We start from the raw sequence: 17,316 nt of genomic DNA, 5'->3' as shown, positions 1-17,316 counted from the left end.
GAGCACGGAGCGCCGCCCTCATCCTCGCGTGAACACCTCGTAAAGCGCCGCGACGTGTGCGTCGACGCTCGGGTCGTACACGAGGCTGTCGCGCGGCGCCGCGATGCGCGCAGCGCCGCTCTTCACGCGCTCGACCGCCTGCCCGATCGCGCGCTCGAAACTGCCCTCGGACTGCCGCGAAAACCCGATCTTCGCGGCGCCGGTCACGGTCTCCGCCGAGCCGACGTTGTCGGCGATCACGAGCGGCGTGCCGCACATCACCGACTCGACACCGACGAGCCCGAACGGCTCGTACGCCGACGCAACGACCGTGAAATCGGCGGCCGCGAACAACTTCTCGATCTCTTTGCTGTAACCCGCGTAACGAATCGTGTCGCCGGTTTTCGGCACCGGGCGGCCCGCGACGACGAGGCAGACCGGCAGCGTCGTGCGCGAGAAAAACGCTTCGAGCAACGGATAGCCCTTGCGCTCGTGACTCGTCGACGAGAACGCGAACATCACGCGATCGTCGGGCACCCCGAGCTGGCGGCGCACGGCCGCGCGCGCGGCGGCGTCGAGCGGCTTGAAGCGTGCGGTATCGACGGGCGGATAGAGCACGTCGATGCGCTCGGCCGCGACGTCATAGAAACGCTGCAACTCGCGGCTCATCAATTGCGAATGCGCGACGATCGCGCGCGCCCGCGTATAGACGCGCCGCTCAAGCTCGATCTGCCATTCGTCGCTGCGGCGCGCGGTGCGGCCCGCGGCTTCGAGCGAACCCGGATGCGTGCCGCCGCACAACGCGACGTCGGCATGCGTCGAGTGATTGATCGAGAACACGCACGCCGGACGATGCCGCTTCAAACGCTGCTTCAGACGCCAGTCGAACGCGAGGTTGCGCAGCTTGCGCGGCGCCCAGCGCACGTTGAGCGGCTGCGCATCGATCCACGCGGCCTCGGGGAGCGCCTGGTCGATCTCGCGCGCGAATAGCGTCGGGCGCAGACCGAGCCGATGCAGGCCGGCGATCACGTCGCGCGTGTAGCGCTCGGCGCCGCCGCTGTTCTTCAGTGCCTGGGCGGTCAGTGCGATGTCGGTGAGGGGCCGGCGGTTCGGGTCGAGGGTCGGCTCTGACAAGGATCGGTCTCGGTGAGGCGCACGCGCGGGCGAGGCCGTGGGTGCGCAGTTTCGGGGCAGCGGCAATTGTAAAGGATGGGTTTCGCCGCGTTCAGCTCGCGGGGTTCGGGATTGCCGTGTGCGTCGCGCGGCGTGGCCGTCAGCGGCTAGAATCTAGGCCAATCGCCTTCGCCCCGACTCCATGACCGATAGCCTGCCGCACCTCGCAACCCCTGCAACGGCCGACACCACCCGCCCTCTCGTCTCGATGCTCGTGATCGCCTACAACCAGGCAGAGCAGATCGGCGACGCTGTGCGCAGCGCGCTCGCGCAAACCTACGAACCGCTCGAAATCATCGTTTCCGACGACGCGTCCACCGACGCCACCTACGCCGCAATCGAGGCGGCGCTCGCCGGCTACAGCGGGCCGCATCGCGTGATCGCGCGGCGCAATACCGCGAACCAGGGCATCAGCGCGCACCTGTCGCAACTCGCGCAGCTCGCACAGGGAGAGTTGCTGTTCGTCGCCGCCGGCGACGACATGTCGGCGCCCGAGCGCTGCGAGCGCGTCGTCGACTGCTGGCTCGCGCACGGGCGCCGCCCCGACCTGATCGCGACGGATCTCGCCGACATGGACGAATCGGGTCACGTGCACGAGCGCGTGAGCCCGACCGAACTCGACCGCTATCACAGCTTCGACGACTGGCTCGTCGAGCGTCCGTGGCTGATCGGCGCCGCGCATACGTGGTCGCGACGCCTGATCGAGCGCTTCGGACCGATGCTGCCGGGCGCGGCGGCCGAGGATCAGATCATGGTGCTGCGCGCGATCCTGTCGGGCGGCGCGATCAGTCTGCGCGAGCCGCTGGTGCGCTACCGGCGCGGCGGGCTGTCGCGCAAGCGCCGCTACCAGTCCGTCGACGAACTGGTCGCGCGGATGCGGCAGAGCAATCGCTACGGACTCGCGGAACTCGCGCAATTGCAACGCGACGCTCAGATCGCCGGTGTCGGCGAACGCATGCGTGCAGCGATGGCGCCGAAGCTCGCGCGCGAGCAGTTCATTCACGCGATGTTCGAAGCGCGCACCCTCGGCGAACGCATCGGCCTCGTGACGCGCAGCGCCGGCGTGAAGCTCGGGCTGCGGATTCGGATGTTCCTGTATGCGAGTTGCCCCGTGGTCTATGCACCGGGCATCTGGCTCAAGCGAGTCGTGCGGAGCACCAAGGCCTGAGAACGACGGTATGGTCTGACAGCGCTTTGCGACTCGACGGGAGGCGGCTCACGAAAGTCGGCGCGACTCGCCCCGCCGCTGCCGGAAGCGTCGAGTGAGACTCGGCCGTCGCACCTCGACGCCGAAGCTCAGCACACTCGCGCGCAAGCGCCGCAGCATCTTCACCGAGCGCACGAAGGTCTCGCCGGTGTGACTGATCATCACGAACTCGAACGCGCCGCGCCAGCTCGCGACACCACGCGAAAACGCATACATGTCATGGCGCGCATCGACGGGCAGCTCGGCGCCGAAGCGGCGCGCGAACACCCGCACCTGATCCGCGATGGCCTCGATCTGCCGCCGCCGGCTCGCGCCGCGCCGCCGTGCCGCCTCGGCGCCGCATTCATCACGCACCGCGCGCTCGTTGGTCGCGCTCGCGCCGACCGCGTTGCCGTCATGCTGCCGATACTTCAGATGCGGCGCCGCGACGTGGCGAATCTGGCCGAACGACGCGACCACCATCGCGAGCCACCAGTCGTGCATCACGATGCCGGGCGGGAACGGCAGCGCGCGTTCGAGCGCCGCGCGATTGACAAGCATCGCGCAGCCGGGCACATGGTTGCTCAGCAGAAAATCGCGCAAGCGCGTCGCGCAGCGCGACTTCGCGGTGATATCGAACAGCGAGCGCGACAGACGGCACAGCGTCGAGTCGACTAGCTCGATGTCGCAGAACGCGAGCGCCGGCGTGGCGGCGCCGTCGCCCGCGCTTTCCGCGCGCCGCACCTCCCGCATCAGATTGGCGACTTTCTCGGGCGCCCAGACGTCGTCCTGGTCGGCAAGCGCGATGTAGTCGCCGCGGCAGCCGGCGAGCGCGCGCTCGAAATTGCCGACGATGCCGGCCCGCGTGCCATCGCCGACGAGCCGCACCGGCACGCGTCCCGTATAGGATGCGAGCAGTTCGCGGGTGCCGTCGCGGGAGGCGTCATCGGATACCACGACTTCGAGATGCGGCCAGCTCTGCGCTTCGAGCGAAGCCAGCAGCTCGGGCAGATAGGTGCGGCCGTTGTACGTCGCGAGCGCGATGGAGACGAGCGGCTTGCTCGGATCGTCGTCAAACATGGGCAGTCGATTTCCGCCAGGCGGACCGTGATTGCCCGCCAGCATGCGATTAGCGCCGAAAAAGCGCAATAAATTGAGACTTAAACGCAACACCGGCCCAGACAATGGGCCGGATCGGCGAATCAGCGGTTGGGTGCCGCAATGTGCCGGATCAAACCGGGCTTTGCTGGAACTGGATGCGATGCAGATGCGCGTACAAGCCGTCCTGCTCGAGCAGCTCGCGATGGCTGCCACGCTCGACGATCCGCCCCGCTTCCATCACGAGGATGCGGTCGGCGCGCTCGATGGTCGACAGCCGGTGCGCGATCACGAGCGTCGTGCGGCCCTTCATCAGCGTTTCGAGCGCCGCCTGCACGTGGCGCTCGGACTCGGAATCGAGCGCCGACGTCGCTTCGTCGAGAATCAGGATCGGCGCGTCCTTGTAGATCGCGCGCGCGATCGCGAGACGCTGGCGCTGGCCGCCGGAAAGCATCATGCCGTTGTCGCCGACGAGCGTCTCGATGCCCTGCGGCATCGCCTGCACGGTGTCCCACAGGTTCGCCGCCCGCAGCGCCGCCTTGACCTTCTCCGCATCGACCTCCTGGCCGTACGCGACGTTGTGCGCGATGGTGTCGTTGAACAGCACGACGTCCTGGCTCACCATCGCGATCTGGCTGCGCAGCCCATGCAGGTCGTACTCGGGCAGCGCGACGCCGTCGACCAGAATCGCGCCGCCGGTAGGATCGAAGAAACGCGGCAGCAGGTTCACGAGCGTGGTTTTGCCGCTGCCCGACGGACCCGCAAGCGCGACCATCTCGCCAGGGGCGACCTTGAACGACACCTGATCGAGCGTGTGACGGTTGTGCGTCGAGCTGGTGCCGTAGGTGAACGACACGTCGCGGAACTCGACCTCGCCGCGCGCGCGCGCGAGTGGCTTGCCGCCGCCTTTCGGCTCCGCCGGCTCGTCGATCAGACCGAAGATCAGCTCGGCCGCCGTCATGCCGCGCTGCAACGGCTGGTTCACGTCCATCAGATGTTTGAGCGGCGAGATGATCAGCAGCATCGACGTGACGAACGCGACGAAGCCGCCAACCGTCGTCTGATCCGACGACGACTGCACCACCGCGATCGTGATCACGACCGCGAGCGCGATCGACGCGAGGAACTGCGTCAACGGCTGCGCGAGGCCGCCGGATACCGTCATGCGCATCGCGTAGCCGCGCAGGCGCCGGCTCATCGAGTTGAAGCGGTCCATCTCGTACTGCTCGCCGTTATGCACCTTGACGACCTTGTAGCCGCCCACCGTCTCTTCGACGATGTACGACAGCTCGTTCGTGAGCAACTGATGCTCGCGGTTCAGGCGCCGCAGCCGGCGATTGATCTTGCCGACCAGCCAGCCGATGCCCGGCAGCAGTACCGCGACGATCAACGTCAGGCGCCAGTTCAGATAGAACAGATAGCCGAGCAGGAAGATCACCGTCAGCGAGTCGCGCACGAGCGTAACCATCACGCTCAGCAGCACGTTCAGAATCTGGTTGACCTCGAAGACGATCGCGTTGATCACCGTGCTCGCGGTTTCGCGCTGGAAGAACGCGACGCTCGTGTGGATCATGCGGTCGAACATCTTCAGACGCAGTTCCAGCAGGATCTTGTTCGACACGTACGCGAGCAGATAGCCGGATGCGTACTGCGACACGCCGCGAATCAGCGCGAGGCCGATCACCGCGATCGGTACGAGCCACTTGGTCTTGTCGACCGCGTGCGAGCCGAAGCCCTTGTCGAGCAGTGGCTTGAGCAGTGCGGGAATGGCGGCGTCGGTGCCGGCGCTCACCGCCATCGCGACGATCGCGCCGAGCACGACCCACAGTAGCGGCTTGATGAATGGCCACAGGCGCCGCAGGACGACGGCCGGCGACGACGCATCGCCTGAACCCATGGGTTTGCTTAACGTTGGCTTCGCGCTCAAGGAATCCTCTGGAAATGCGGAACGGCGAGCACGCGGCGCAGGGTTGGGCGGCCGCGTGAAATATCAAAAAAGAGCATTGTAATCGGTTGCAGATGACGGCCGGCGCTCGGCGCGCGACGGCATGCGCGCAGCACCTTGGCGGATCGGCGCAGTGGTGTAAGGCCGGATGCGATGTGTATACTCGCTGCTCGATTGCCGGGTCGCGGGGCCCGCTCCGTCACTTCGTCCTCCACGCAACTCAGGTATGCAAGAAACCACTCTCGGCGTTGCCATCATCACCCGGAACGCGGCGGCGCGGCTCGCCGAATGCCTGCAAGCCGTGGCCTTCGCCGACCAGATCGTCGTGATCGACGGCGGCAGCACCGACGGCACCGCCGACATCGCCCGCGCGCACGGCGCACGCGTGATCGAACAAACGGACTGGCCGGGCTTCGGCCCGCAAAAGAATCGTGCGGTCGAGGCACTGACCACCAGCTGGGTCCTGTCGCTCGACGCCGACGAAATCGTCACGCCGGAACTTGCTGCATCGATCCGCGCGGCGCTCGCCGCGCCCACCGCCGACGTCTATGCGGTGGACCGTCTGTCGAGCTTCTGCGGCCAATGGGTCCATCACAGCGGCTGGTATCCGGACTGGATTCCGCGCCTTTTCAAACGCGGCACCGCGCGCTTCTCCGACGATCTCGTGCACGAGCGCCTCGTGTTCGATACGCCCGCGCAACGCCTGACCGGCAAGCTGATGCACTACTCGTACGAGGACTACGAGGGCGTGCTGCGCAAGCTCGACGCGTATTCGACGGCCGGCGCACGGCAGCGTTACGAGGCCGGGCAGAAAGGCAGCATTCGTCTTGCGATCGGGCGCGGGCTGTGGGCGTTCGTACGGACTTATCTGCTGCGACGCGGTTTTTTGGACGGCCGCACCGGGCTGATGATCGCGCTGTTCAATGCGGAGACGGTGTACTACCGGTTTCTGAAGCTGGCGCGGCTGGAAAAAACGGGCGGGCGATAAGCCGAGCTCGGATTAGCCGGTACCCACGGCACCGGCCGACCCACACCGCGGACCTCGCTCAATACACGATCTCGATCGAGCTTCCCGCAAACTCGCCGCGCAGCGCGGCGAGCAGTTCGTCGGTCGGCTTCACGCGCCACGCGTCGCCCAGACGCATTTCGCCTTGCGCATGCTCGCTGCGATACACCACCTGCACCGCAAGCCCGTTCGGAATCTGCACCGCCTGACGCTGACGGCCGCCGTCGCCGCCGAAGCCGCCACGGCCGCCGCCATTGCCGCCGCCGTTGCCGCCGCCGTTGCCACGTGTGACGGCCGCCGGCGCGGTTGCCGCGGCCGGCTCGTCCTTGCCGGCGGTGTGCGCTTCAAGCACCCGGCGCAATGCCTGCGCGTCCGCGTTGCCGTTCATCTGCACCTTCAGCGAGTCCGCGTAGCGGCAACGCGCGCGGCCGAGATCCATCACCGTTTCGACAGTGAAGCGGATGCCGCCCGTGAACGCGTCGTTACGCGCCTGGCCCTGCACGACCAGCAGTTCGTCTTCCTTGAACAGCTGCTTGTGCTCTTCGAAGACCTCGTTGAACACCGTCACTTCGCACTGGCCGGTGCCGTCGTCGAGCAGCGCGATCAGCATCTTGCCGCGCTGGGTCATCTGCGTGCGCAGCGACACGATCACGCCCGCGACCAGCTTGTCGCGCCCTTCCTTCAGCTCGCCGATCTTCTGACGCACGAAGCGGCGCACTTCGTCCTTGTACGCATCGAACAGATGGCCCGACAGGTAGAAACCGAGCGCGGCCTTTTCTTCCTGCAGCTTGCGCTTTTCCGGCCACTCGGGTTCGTCGACGAGTTCGTGGCCTTGCGACGGCGCGTCGCCCATGTCGAACAGACCCGCCTGCAGCGCATTGGCCGCCGCCTGCTCGGCCGCTTCCATCGCCAGCGACACCGAAGCGATCAGCTGCGCGCGGTTCGCATGCAATGTGTCGAACGCGCCGGCGCGAATCAGCGCCTCGATCGTGCGTCGATTGACGATGCGCCGATCGACGCGATTGCAGAAATCGAAGATATCGATGAAGCGGCCGTCCTCGCGCGCGCGCAGGATTTCTTCGATCGCGTTCTGGCCGCTGCCCTTGATTGCGCCGAGACCATAGCGGATCGTGCGCGAGCGCTTGCCATCGGCTTCGGCGACCGGCTCGAACCGATAGGCGGACAGGTTCACGTCCGGCGGCAGCACGGCCATCTTGTTCGCGAGACAGTCTTCGAACAGGATCTTGACCTTGTCCGTGTCGTCCATCGCGAGCGACATGTTGGCCGCCATGAATTCGGCCGGATGGTGCGCCTTTAGCCACGCGGTGTAGTACGCGAGCAGCGCGTAGGCAGCCGCGTGCGACTTGTTAAAGCCGTAGCCCGCGAATTTCTCCATCAGGTCGAAGATTTCGTCGGACTTCTCGCGCGTGAGGCCGTTCCTGGCCGCGCCTTCCGCGAAAATCTCGCGGTGCTGGGCCATCTCCTCGGGTTTTTTCTTACCCATCGCGCGACGCAGCAGGTCGGCGCCGCCCAGCGAGTAGCCGCCGATGATCTGCGCCATCTGCATCACCTGCTCCTGGTAGACCATGATGCCGTAGGTCTCTTTCAGAACAGGTTCGACGCGCGGGTCCGGGTACTCGACCACTTCGCGGCCGTGCTTACGCGCGCAAAAGCTCGGAATCAGGTCCATCGGACCCGGGCGATACAACGCGACGAGCGCGATGATGTCCTCGAAGCGGTCGGGCTGCGCGTCCTTCAGCATGCCCTGCATGCCGCGGCTTTCCAGCTGGAACACGGCGACCGTATTCGCTTTCTTCAGGATCGAGAACGACGCGGGGTCGTCGAGCGGCACCTGGCCTAGCGACCAGTCCTGCTTCGACGGATCGAGGCGGCGGATATAGCGCTCGGCCCAATCGAGAATGGTCAGCGTGGTCAGGCCCAGAAAGTCGAACTTCACGAGGCCGACCGCTTCGACGTCGTCCTTGTCGTACTGGCTGACGACGCCGCTGTCGTCGCCCTGCGTATAGAGCGGGCAGAAATCGGTCAGTTTGCCGGGCGCGATCAGCACGCCGCCCGCATGCATACCGACGTTACGCGTCAGGCCCTCCACGCGCTGCGCGAGTTCGAGCAGCTGATGCACTTCGTCTTCGTTGTCGAAGCGCTCCTGCAACAGCGGCTCTTCCTTCATCGCGTCGGCGATCGTCACGTGCTTGCCCGGCTTGAACGGGATCAGCTTCGCGACGCCGTCCGTGAACATGTAGCCGAGATCGAGCACGCGGCCGATGTCGCGCACCGCCGCCTTCGCCGCCATCGTGCCGAACGTCGCGATCTGCGACACCGCGTTCGCGCCGTACTTCTCCTTCACGTACTGGATCACGCGATCGCGGCCGTGCTGGCAGAAGTCGATATCGAAGTCGGGCATCGACACCCGCTCCGGATTCAGGAAACGCTCGAACAGCAGGTTGTAGCGCAGCGGATCGAGATCGGTCACGCCGAGCGCGTAGGCGACTAGCGAACCGGCGCCCGAACCCCGGCCAGGGCCAACCGGCACGCCGTTGTTCTTTGCCCAGTTGATGAAGTCCGCAACGATCAGGAAGTAGCCCGGAAAGCCCATCTTGATGATCGTGCCGCACTCGAATTCGAGGCGCTGGTAGTACGTCGGGCGTTGCGCGTCGCGCTCGGCCTCGTCCGGATACAGCTGTTCGAGCCGCTTTTCGAGGCCCTCTTTCGACAGCTGCACCAGGTAGTCGTCGAGCGACATGCCGTCGGGCGTCGGAAAGAGCGGCAGCTTCGGCTTGCCGAGTTCGAGCGTCAGATTGCAGCGCTTGGCGATCTGTACCGTGTTCGCGAGCGCGGACGGAATGTCCGCGAACAGCGTGGCCATTTCCTGTTGCGTGCGGAAATACTGCTCGGACGTGAAGCGCTTCTGGCGACGCGGATTCGCGAGAATATCGCCTTCGGAAATACACACGCGCGCTTCGTGCGCGGTGAAGTCGTCCGGCGTCATGAACTGCATCGGGTGCGTCGCGACGACCGGCAGTTTCAGCGATGCAGCGAGCGCGACCGCCTGCTGCACGTACTGCTCGCCGCCAGGCTGACCGTAGCGCTGCAGCTCGATATAAAAGCCGCCCGGAAACACCTTCGCCCAATGCCGTGCATTGCGCTTCGCCGCCTCTTCATTGCCCGCCGCCAACGCGAGACCGATGTCGCCCTGCTGCGCGCCCGACAGCGCGAGCAGCCCTTCGCCCAAACCGGTTTCGAGCCAGCCGGCTTCGATTTCCGCGCGGCCGCGATACTGATTCGTCAGCGAGGCCTTGCTGAGCAATTCGCAGAGGTTCAGGTAACCGCGGCGGTCCTTGACCAGCAGCAGCAGACGGGAAGGCTTGTCGCGGTCGTCCGGATTGGTGATCCAGACGTCGCAGCCGGCAATGGGTTTGACCCCTTTGCCACGCGCTTCCTTGTAGAAACGGACGAGGCCGAACGCGTTGCCGAGGTCGGTGAGCGCGAGCGCGCCCTGACCGTCTTTGGCCGCCGCCGCGACGATGTCGTCGAGACGCACGATGCCGTCGGCAATCGAGAATTCGGAGTGAACGCGGAGATGGACGAAGCGGGGATCTGACATGGGCGACATTGTAACCCCACCCTTCCGCAGATTTCAGGTCAAAACGGCGCGTTGGCCATCCGGCCAGGACGAGCTCGGCGAGAACCTTGTTTGCGCTAGCGCAACCCGTTAGCCATTCGGCCAGCTCGGGGAAAATCCCGGGTTGAGGGATAATAGAGGTTTCGCCTGTTTCGGCCTGGCCATTTAACTGGCAGATGCGCGGCAAACGCGCGCAAAACCGTGCGCCAAACCCCGGGTCTTATTCGGGGCGCAACAGCGGCGGCACGACCCGCCGCCCCCTCGCCACGCCGGCCACCTTTACCGCAGAACACACATGAGTATCGTCAATCTCGCCGCGTATCAATTCGCGACCATCGAAGACACCGCCGCCTGGCGCCCGTTCGTCACCGAACGCTGCAATGCGCTCGGTCTGCGCGGCACCATCCTGCTCGCGCCGGAAGGCATCAACCTGTTCATCGCCGGCACCCGCGAGAACACCGACGCGTTCATCGACTACATCCGCCACGACGCGCTGTTCGAAGGCAAGTTCGCGAATCTGCAGTTCAAGGAAAGCCTGTCGGACAAGCAGCCGTTCACGCGCATGCTGGTCAAGCTCAAGCGCGAAATCATCACGATGAAAAAGCCGGCGATCCGCCCTGAGCTGGGCCGCGCACCGTTCGTCGACGCGCCCACGCTGAAGACCTGGCTCGACCGCGGTCACGATGACGAAGGCCGTCCGGTCGTGATGCTCGACACGCGCAACGCGTTCGAAGTCGACGTCGGCACGTTCGACAACGCGCTCGACTATCGGATCACGAAGTTCAGCGAATTTCCCGAGGTGATCGAGAACAACCGCGCCGACCTCGAAGGCAAGACGGTCGTGTCGTTCTGCACGGGCGGCATCCGCTGCGAGAAGGCCGCGATCCATATGAAGGACGTCGGCATCGAGAACGTGTACCAGCTCGAAGGCGGCATCCTCAAATACTTCGAGGAAGTGGGCGGCGCGCACTATCACGGCGACTGCTTCGTGTTCGACTATCGCACCGCGCTGAATCCGCAACTCGAACCGACCGCGACCGCGCAATGCTTCGGCTGCCGCGCGGTGGTCACCCCCGAGCAACAGCAATCGCCGATGTACGTCGCGGGCAAGACCTGCCCTGCGTGCCATCCGGACGGCAAGGCCGCGTGCGCCGCGTAAGGACAGCCGAGGTGCCCCGCGCCGCGGGCGCCTCACCTGTCGTGCCCACACCATGACCTATCGCGGACGCTTCGCACCGTCGCCAACCGGCCCGCTGCATTTCGGCTCGCTGGTCAGCGCGCTCGCGAGTTGGCTCGACGCGCGCGCGCAGCGCGGCGCGTGGCTCGTGCGCGTCGAAGATATCGACGGACCGCGCACGGTGCCCGGTGCCGCCGAGGACATCCTCGCGACACTCGAACGCTTCGGCATGCGTGCTGACGAAACGCCGGTCTGGCAAAGCCAGCGCATCGCGCACTATCAGCAGGCGTTGGAGCGGTTGAAATCGACCGGTCTCGTCTATCCCTGCGGCTGCACGCGCAAGGAAATCGCCGATTCTCTATTGCACGCGCACGCGCGCAACACGACGCTCGCCTACCCCGGCACCTGCCGCACCGGTCTGCACGGCAAGCCCGCGCGCGCGTGGCGCCTGCGCGTGCCCGACGGCGAGCCCGCCGTGATCACGTTCGACGACCGCTGGCAGGGTCCGCAGACGCAAAACCTCGCGACCGAGGTCGGCGATTTCGTGCTGCGCCGCGCGGACGATCAATGGGCGTATCAGCTGGCGGTGGTAGTGGACGATGCGGACGCGGGCATCACGCACATCGTGCGCGGCGCGGATCTGATGGACTCGACGGCGCGGCAGATTTATCTGCAGCGTTGCCTGGGCGTGGCGACGCCCGAATATCTGCATGTGCCGGTCGTCACCAACGAGCACGGCGAGAAGCTGAGCAAACAGACCGGCGCGACCGCGCTCGATAGCGACAAGCCGCTCGAAGCGTTAATCGCGGCGGCACGGCATCTGGGACTGGAACTGGGAAACGGGGTGCCTGCAACGCTGGAGCAGTTCTATAGCGCCGCAACCGCGGCCTGGGCAGAACGGATGAACATTCGCGTATCGAGATGATGCGCATGCGCGGAGCCTGCTGCGCTTTTCGAGACATCGAACCGCACGGCCCCACCGCTTTTCAGCTCGAGGCGTTGCACCCCGAGCTCTGAACCCAACAGCCCGCCTTACGAAGACGAAGGCGTCTTCCTCGGCATGCCGAAGCCACCGAGCAACGCAGCCAGTTGCCGCTTCGGCGCCGTCTTTTGCGGCGCAGCCGTCTCCTCGACCTTGCGCACCGATGCCGGCGACGGCTCGTACGGCTTCAGGAAGAAATCGTCGATCGGCTGCGCGCGATGATGATGCGGACGGTCATACGAACCCGACGCCCCGCCGCTGCGACGGCGACTGCGCTCGTCGCGCGATTCGCTGCGCTCACGGCGCAGCGAACGATCATCGTGATGATGGCGCACCGGCGCCTCGACGGTCAGGCGCTGCAAGTCGAGCGGACGCTTGATCAGCTTCTCGATGTCGGCCAGTTGCTTGCGCTCGTTCGGGCTGCACAGCGACAGCGCGTCGCCCGATGCGCCCGCGCGGCCGGTACGGCCGATCCGGTGCACGTAGTCTTCGGCGTTGAACGGCAGGTCGAAGTTGATCACCGCCGGCAGTTCGGCGATATCGAGACCGCGCGCGGCGACATCGGTCGCGACCAGCGCCTCGACTTCGCCGCGCTTGAACGCGTCGAGCGCCTGCATGCGCTCGCTTTGCGAGCGGTCGCCGTGAATCGCGGTCGCGACCACGCCGTCGCGTTCGAGGCTGCGCGCGAGCCGGCTCGCGCCGATCTTGCTGTTGCAGAACACGATCACCTGCTTCAGGCCGCGCTCGCGGATCAGTTGCACGACCGCGCCGGTCTTGTCGCCCTCGGCGACTTCGTAGACGACCTGCGTGACATTGGTCGCGGTCGAGTTGCTGCGCGCGACTTCGATGGTCTGCGGGTTGCGCAGATAGGTCGCGGCGAGCTTCTTGATTTCGCCTGAGAAAGTTGCGGAGAACAGCAGCGTCTGGCGCTCTTTCGGCAGCAGGTTCAGGATGCGCTGCAGGTCGGGCAGAAAGCCCATGTCGAGCATGCGGTCGGCTTCGTCGAGCACGAGCATCTGCACCTGGCCCAGGTTCGCGGTTTTCTGCTGCACGTGATCGAGCAGACGGCCCGGCGTCGCGATCAGGATTTCGACGCCGCGGCGCAGCTGGTCCGACTGCGGATTCATATCGACGCCGCCGAACACGACAGCGCTGCGCAGCGCCGTGTGCTTCGCGTAGGCCTGCACGTTCGCGGCGACCTGGTCGGCGAGCTCGCGGGTCGGCGTGAGGATCAGCGCACGCACTGGATGGCGTGCCGGCGATGCGCTCGTATTGGCTTGCGGCAGCAGACGTTGGATGATCGGCAGCGAGAAGCTCGCAGTCTTGCCGGTACCGGTCTGCGCGGCGCCCATCACGTCACGGCCCGCCAGCACGACCGGGATCGCCTTCGCCTGGATCGGCGTGGGCGATGTGTAGCCCGATTCCTTGATGGCCTTCAGGATGTCGGGCGCGAGGCCGAATTGATCAAAAGTCTCGGTGCTGGGCGTGACGGCTGTGTCGGACATGGTGGCTTTCGCTAAAAAGGCGCGTGGCGCGGATGCGCGCGGCAGCGGTCGGGGCCGCGGAGGGCATCAGGATGAAGGCGGAGCCACGTCGTTCCGCGCGAGACCCGTCTGAGTTCGGTTAATGCGGCCGGCTCCGGTTGGCGGAAACACCCGCCGAAAGCCCAGTATTGTAGCACTTCAGCAAAAACGCTCGCGACGGCCGGCTGGCCGGCGGCTCGCGGCCGTTGCTTCGGTCCCGGCGTAGTGCGCAGAGACGACAGTGGCATGACAGCCGGGCGCCTGGGCGGTGCGCGGCGTTCGTCGGCCACCGCGCGCGCCGCCCAACGTCAAATCGCCCCGCTCACCACGTCTCGCGCATCACCATCAGCCGCAGCTCGGTCATATCCTCGATCGCGTAGCGCACGCCCTCGCGTCCGAGCCCCGAATCCTTGACGCCGCCATACGGCATGTTGTCGACGCGAAACGACGGCACGTCGTTGATCACGACGCCGCCCACTTCGAGCGCATCCCACGCGCGATGCGCATGCGCGAGCGAATCGGTGAACACGCCGGCCTGCAGGCCGAAGTCGCTGTCGTTGACCTGAGCGAGCGCCGCTTCGAAATCGTTGAAGCGCTCGAGGATCGCAACCGGCCCGAACGCCTCCTTGCGATACAGATCGGTGTCGCGCTTCACGCCTTCGAGCAGCGTCGCCTCGAACATCGCGCCGTCGACTTTGCCGCCCGCGACGATTTGCGCGCCCGCCTGCACGGCTCCCTCCATCCAGCCGGCGAGCCGCTTCGCCTCCGATTCCGAGATCATCGGCCCGACGAAGGTCTTCTCGTGCTTCGGATCGCCCATCACCAGCGACTTCGTCTTCGCGATCAGCTTCTCGCGCAGCGCGTCGTAGACGCTCGCATGCGCGAGAATCCGCTGCACGCCGATGCAGCTCTGCCCCGACTGATAGAACGCGCCGAATGCGAGCCGCTCGACCACGTAGTCGAGCTTGCCGCCCTGATCGCCGTCGACGATCGCCGCGGCGTTGCCGCCCAGCTCGAGAATCACCTTCTTCTTGCCGGCTTTGCGCTTCAGCTCCCAGCCGACCGCCGGCGACCCGGTGAACGACAGCAGCTTGAAGCGCTCGTCGGTCGTAAACAGGTCGGCGCCGTCGCGGTGCGCGGGCAAAATCGAGAACGCGCCCTTCGGCAGATCGGTTTCAGCGAGAATTTCGCCCATGATCAGCGCACCGACCGGCGTGCGGCTCGCCGGCTTCAGCACGAACGGCACGCCCGCCGCGATCGCCGGCGCGACCTTGTGCGCGGTCAGGTTCAACGGAAAATTGAACGGCGAGATGAACGAGCACGGCCCGATCGGCACGCGCTTCACGTAGGCGTGGTAACCGTTCGCGCGCGGCGAAATCTGCAGGTTGATGATCTCGCCGTCGATCCGCACACTCTCTTCCGCAGCGACCTTGAACGTGTCGATCAGGCGCGTGACTTCGCCCTTCGAATCGTTGATCGGCTTGCCCGCCTCGATGCACAGCGCAAGCGCCAGTTCGTCGTAGCGCTCGCGAAAGCGCTTCACGCAGTGTTCGAGCACGGCCTGGCGCTTGAACGGTGGATAGGCGCGCATCGCGGGCATCGCATCGACCGCAAGGCCGATCGCCTTGTCGATCGCGGCCGCGTCGGCCATCGCGACGCGGGTGGCGACTTCGCCGCTGAATTTGTCGGTGACTTCGAGATCGGTGTTGGCGGCGACCGGCTCGTTCGCGAGGTAGTAAGGATAGGTTTTCTGCAACATGTCGCGCTCTCCTTTAAGCGATTCACGGCGTCGATGCACAGAGACTCAAAGCCGCGCGGACAACCGCTTGATCTCGCGGTTGAGCACGCGCTCGTTGTCCGAATAGTCGATCGGCACGTCGATCACGTGCACGCCGGGCGTCACGAAGCACTCGCGCAACAGCGGCGCGAACTGTTCGGCGGCCTCGACCCGATGCCCCTGCGCGCCATAGCTCTGCGCATAGGCGACGAAATCCGGGTTCGCAAGCGTCATGCCGTAGTCCGGGAAGTTCATGTTTTCCTGCTTCCAGCGGATCATGCCGAACGCGTCGTCGCGCAGGATCAGGATCACCAGATCGAGCTTCAGGCGCACCGCCGTTTCGAGCTCCTGCGAGTTCATCATGAAGCCGCCGTCGCCGCACACGGCGATCACCTTGCGCTCCGGATGCACGATCTTGCTCGCGATCGCCGACGGCAGCCCCGCGCCCATCGACGCCAATGCGTTGTCGAGCAGCAGCGAATTCGGTTCGTGCGCGCGGTAGTAGCGCGCGAACCAGATCTTGTACATGCCGTTGTCCAGACACACGATGCCGTCGACCGGCGTGGCCTCGTATACGTCGTTGACGATCCGCACCGGATACATCGGAAAGCGGTCGTCGTGCTGGCCCTTGACCAGATGCGCCTCGAAGTGCTCCTTGATCTCCTTGAAGCGCGTGAAGTCCCAATGCTCCTGACGCGTCTTCAGGCTCTCCTTCAGCTGCCACACCGCATTCGCGATATCGCCGACCACTTCGATCTGCGGGAAGTACACCGGATCGACTTCAGCGCCGAGGAAGTTCACGTGGATCACCGTCTTTTCGCCCGCCTCGCCGCTGCGCATGAAAAACGGCGGCTTTTCGATCACGTCGTGACCGACGTTGATGATGCAGTCCGCGTGCTCGATCGCGCGATGCACGAAGTCGCCGTCGGAGAGCGTCGCGTTGCCGAGCCACATCGGATGCGATTCGTCGATCACACCCTTGCCCATCTGCGTCGTGAAAAACGGAATGCCGATCTGGTCGACGAATTCGCGCAGCATCTTCGTCGTGGTCTTGCGGTTGCCGCCCGCGCCGATCATCAAGAGCGGATGCTTCGCGGCGGTGATCGCCTCGACCGCGCGCGCGACCCCTTTCTCTTCGGCGACCGGGCGGCGGCTGTAGCTCTTCGGAATCGGCTTGCCGTCGCCCTCCTCGTGCGCAACGTCCTCGGGCAATTCGAGGTGCGTGGCGCCCGGGCGCTCCTCCTCGGCGCGGCGCACGGCCTCGCGCACCGCCGCCGGAATATTGCCGATCGACACGATCTGGCGCGTGTACTTGGTGAGCGGCTCCATCATCCGCACCACGTCGACGATCTGGAAATGGCCCTGCTTGCTCGACTTGATCGGCTTCTGGCCCGTGACCATCAGCATCGGCATGCCGCCCAGTTGGGCGTAAGCGGCCGCGGTCACGAAGTTGGTCGCGCCGGGGCCGAGCGTCGCCAGACATACTCCCGTGCGGCCGGTGAGCCGGCCGTAGGTGGCGGCCATGAAGCCGGCCGCCTGCTCGTGGCGCGTGAGGATCAGACGGATTTTCGAGCGGCGCAGCGACTCGAGCAGATCGAGATTTTCTTCACCGGGGATGCCGAACACATACTCGACACCTTCGGCTTCCAGCGATTTGACGAACAGGTCCGATGCTTTCATTGAGGGTCTCGCTTGATGACTCGGGGGACGGACAATCGAAGACGACAACGACGGCTGCGCGCGAAACACCGGATCGCGCGCGCGGCATGGCAAACGGCATGGCGAACGCCATGCTGGACAGCTTACTACTCGAATGGAAACGATGTGCGC

At 65.6% G+C, this 17,316-nt stretch carries 11 protein-coding genes; 4 read left to right on the top strand and 7 right to left on the bottom strand.

What is annotated here, in order from left to right; genetic code table 11:
- Positions 1–18 precede the first annotated feature (18 nt).
- Positions 19–1,113, bottom strand: coding sequence for a glycosyltransferase family 4 protein (locus BC1002_RS04390; protein ID WP_013088870.1), 1,095 nt, complete (start codon positions 1,111–1,113; stop codon positions 19–21).
- A gap of 181 nt (positions 1,114–1,294) precedes the next feature.
- On the opposite strand from BC1002_RS04390, the gene BC1002_RS04385 reads away from it, so the two are divergent.
- The gene (locus tag BC1002_RS04385) at positions 1,295–2,320 is read left to right on the top strand and encodes a glycosyltransferase family 2 protein (protein ID WP_013088869.1); all 1,026 of its coding nucleotides are present in this window, start codon (positions 1,295–1,297) and stop codon (positions 2,318–2,320) included.
- 48 nt (positions 2,321–2,368) lie between these two features.
- Here the strand turns inward: BC1002_RS04385 and BC1002_RS04380 are convergent, their stop codons facing one another.
- Both BC1002_RS04380 and msbA read right to left on the bottom strand, forming a co-directional pair.
- On the bottom strand, positions 2,369–3,418 hold the full coding sequence (locus tag BC1002_RS04380) for a glycosyltransferase family 2 protein (RefSeq protein ID WP_041734587.1): 1,050 nt from the start codon (positions 3,416–3,418) through the stop codon (positions 2,369–2,371).
- A gap of 151 nt (positions 3,419–3,569) precedes the next feature.
- The gene (gene msbA / locus BC1002_RS04375) at positions 3,570–5,363 is read right to left on the bottom strand and encodes a lipid A export permease/ATP-binding protein MsbA (RefSeq protein WP_041734305.1); all 1,794 of its coding nucleotides are present in this window, start codon (positions 5,361–5,363) and stop codon (positions 3,570–3,572) included.
- Positions 5,364–5,607: 244 nt separating this feature from the next.
- On the opposite strand from msbA, the gene BC1002_RS04370 reads away from it, so the two are divergent.
- Positions 5,608–6,369, top strand: coding sequence for a glycosyltransferase family 2 protein (locus tag BC1002_RS04370; RefSeq protein WP_013088866.1), 762 nt, complete (start codon positions 5,608–5,610; stop codon positions 6,367–6,369).
- Positions 6,370–6,427: 58 nt separating this feature from the next.
- On the opposite strand, the gene dnaE is transcribed toward BC1002_RS04370, so the two are convergent.
- Positions 6,428–10,018 (bottom strand): DNA polymerase III subunit alpha, encoded by a 3,591-nt coding sequence (dnaE, locus tag BC1002_RS04365; RefSeq protein ID WP_013088865.1) that lies wholly within the window; start codon positions 10,016–10,018, stop codon positions 6,428–6,430.
- A 304-nt stretch (positions 10,019–10,322) separates the two neighbouring features.
- Between dnaE and BC1002_RS04360 the strand changes: the two genes are divergently transcribed.
- Both BC1002_RS04360 and gluQRS read left to right on the top strand, forming a co-directional pair.
- Positions 10,323–11,186: a sulfurtransferase gene (locus BC1002_RS04360; RefSeq protein WP_013088864.1), complete on the top strand. Its 864-nt coding sequence runs from the start codon at positions 10,323–10,325 to the stop codon at positions 11,184–11,186.
- Between the two features lie 52 nt (positions 11,187–11,238).
- Positions 11,239–12,129 (top strand): tRNA glutamyl-Q(34) synthetase GluQRS, encoded by an 891-nt coding sequence (gene gluQRS, locus BC1002_RS04355; RefSeq protein ID WP_013088863.1) that lies wholly within the window; start codon positions 11,239–11,241, stop codon positions 12,127–12,129.
- 107 nt (positions 12,130–12,236) lie between these two features.
- Here gluQRS and BC1002_RS04350 read toward each other — a convergent pair whose 3' ends face one another.
- From BC1002_RS04350 to BC1002_RS04340, 3 genes are all read right to left on the bottom strand, one after another.
- Entirely contained in the window at positions 12,237–13,691 is a 1,455-nt protein-coding gene (locus BC1002_RS04350) for a DEAD/DEAH box helicase (RefSeq protein ID WP_013088862.1), read from the bottom strand.
- A 340-nt stretch (positions 13,692–14,031) separates the two neighbouring features.
- Positions 14,032–15,468, bottom strand: a complete 1,437-nt coding sequence (locus BC1002_RS04345; protein ID WP_013088861.1) for an aldehyde dehydrogenase family protein — start codon at positions 15,466–15,468, stop codon at positions 14,032–14,034.
- A 45-nt stretch (positions 15,469–15,513) separates the two neighbouring features.
- On the bottom strand, positions 15,514–17,166 hold the full coding sequence (locus BC1002_RS04340; protein WP_013088860.1) for an acetolactate synthase large subunit: 1,653 nt from the start codon (positions 17,164–17,166) through the stop codon (positions 15,514–15,516).
- Positions 17,167–17,316: the final 150 nt, after the last annotated feature.

The organism is Paraburkholderia atlantica, assembly GCF_000092885.1.
Classification (GTDB): Bacteria; Pseudomonadota; Gammaproteobacteria; order Burkholderiales; family Burkholderiaceae; genus Paraburkholderia; species Paraburkholderia atlantica.
The sequence above is the reverse complement of the archived record's forward strand: the minus strand, read 5'-3'. Positions and strand labels throughout refer to the sequence as shown.

What these genes read in the sequence shown, in the direction of transcription:
- BC1002_RS04385 (WP_013088869.1), top strand. Translation starts at nt 1,295, where the DNA reads ATGACCGATAGCCTGCCGCACCTCGCAACCCCTGCAACGGCCGACACC.
- BC1002_RS04370 (WP_013088866.1), top strand. Translation starts at nt 5,608, where the DNA reads ATGCAAGAAACCACTCTCGGCGTTGCCATCATCACCCGGAACGCGGCG.
- BC1002_RS04360 (WP_013088864.1), top strand. Translation starts at nt 10,323, where the DNA reads ATGAGTATCGTCAATCTCGCCGCGTATCAATTCGCGACCATCGAAGAC.
- BC1002_RS04350 (WP_013088862.1), bottom strand. Translation starts at nt 13,691, where the DNA reads ATGTCCGACACAGCCGTCACGCCCAGCACCGAGACTTTTGATCAATTC.
- gluQRS (WP_013088863.1), top strand. Translation starts at nt 11,239, where the DNA reads ATGACCTATCGCGGACGCTTCGCACCGTCGCCAACCGGCCCGCTGCAT.
- BC1002_RS04380 (WP_041734587.1), bottom strand. Translation starts at nt 3,418, where the DNA reads ATGTTTGACGACGATCCGAGCAAGCCGCTCGTCTCCATCGCGCTCGCG.
- dnaE (WP_013088865.1), bottom strand. Translation starts at nt 10,018, where the DNA reads ATGTCGCCCATGTCAGATCCCCGCTTCGTCCATCTCCGCGTTCACTCC.
- BC1002_RS04340 (WP_013088860.1), bottom strand. Translation starts at nt 17,166, where the DNA reads ATGAAAGCATCGGACCTGTTCGTCAAATCGCTGGAAGCCGAAGGTGTC.
- BC1002_RS04345 (WP_013088861.1), bottom strand. Translation starts at nt 15,468, where the DNA reads ATGTTGCAGAAAACCTATCCTTACTACCTCGCGAACGAGCCGGTCGCC.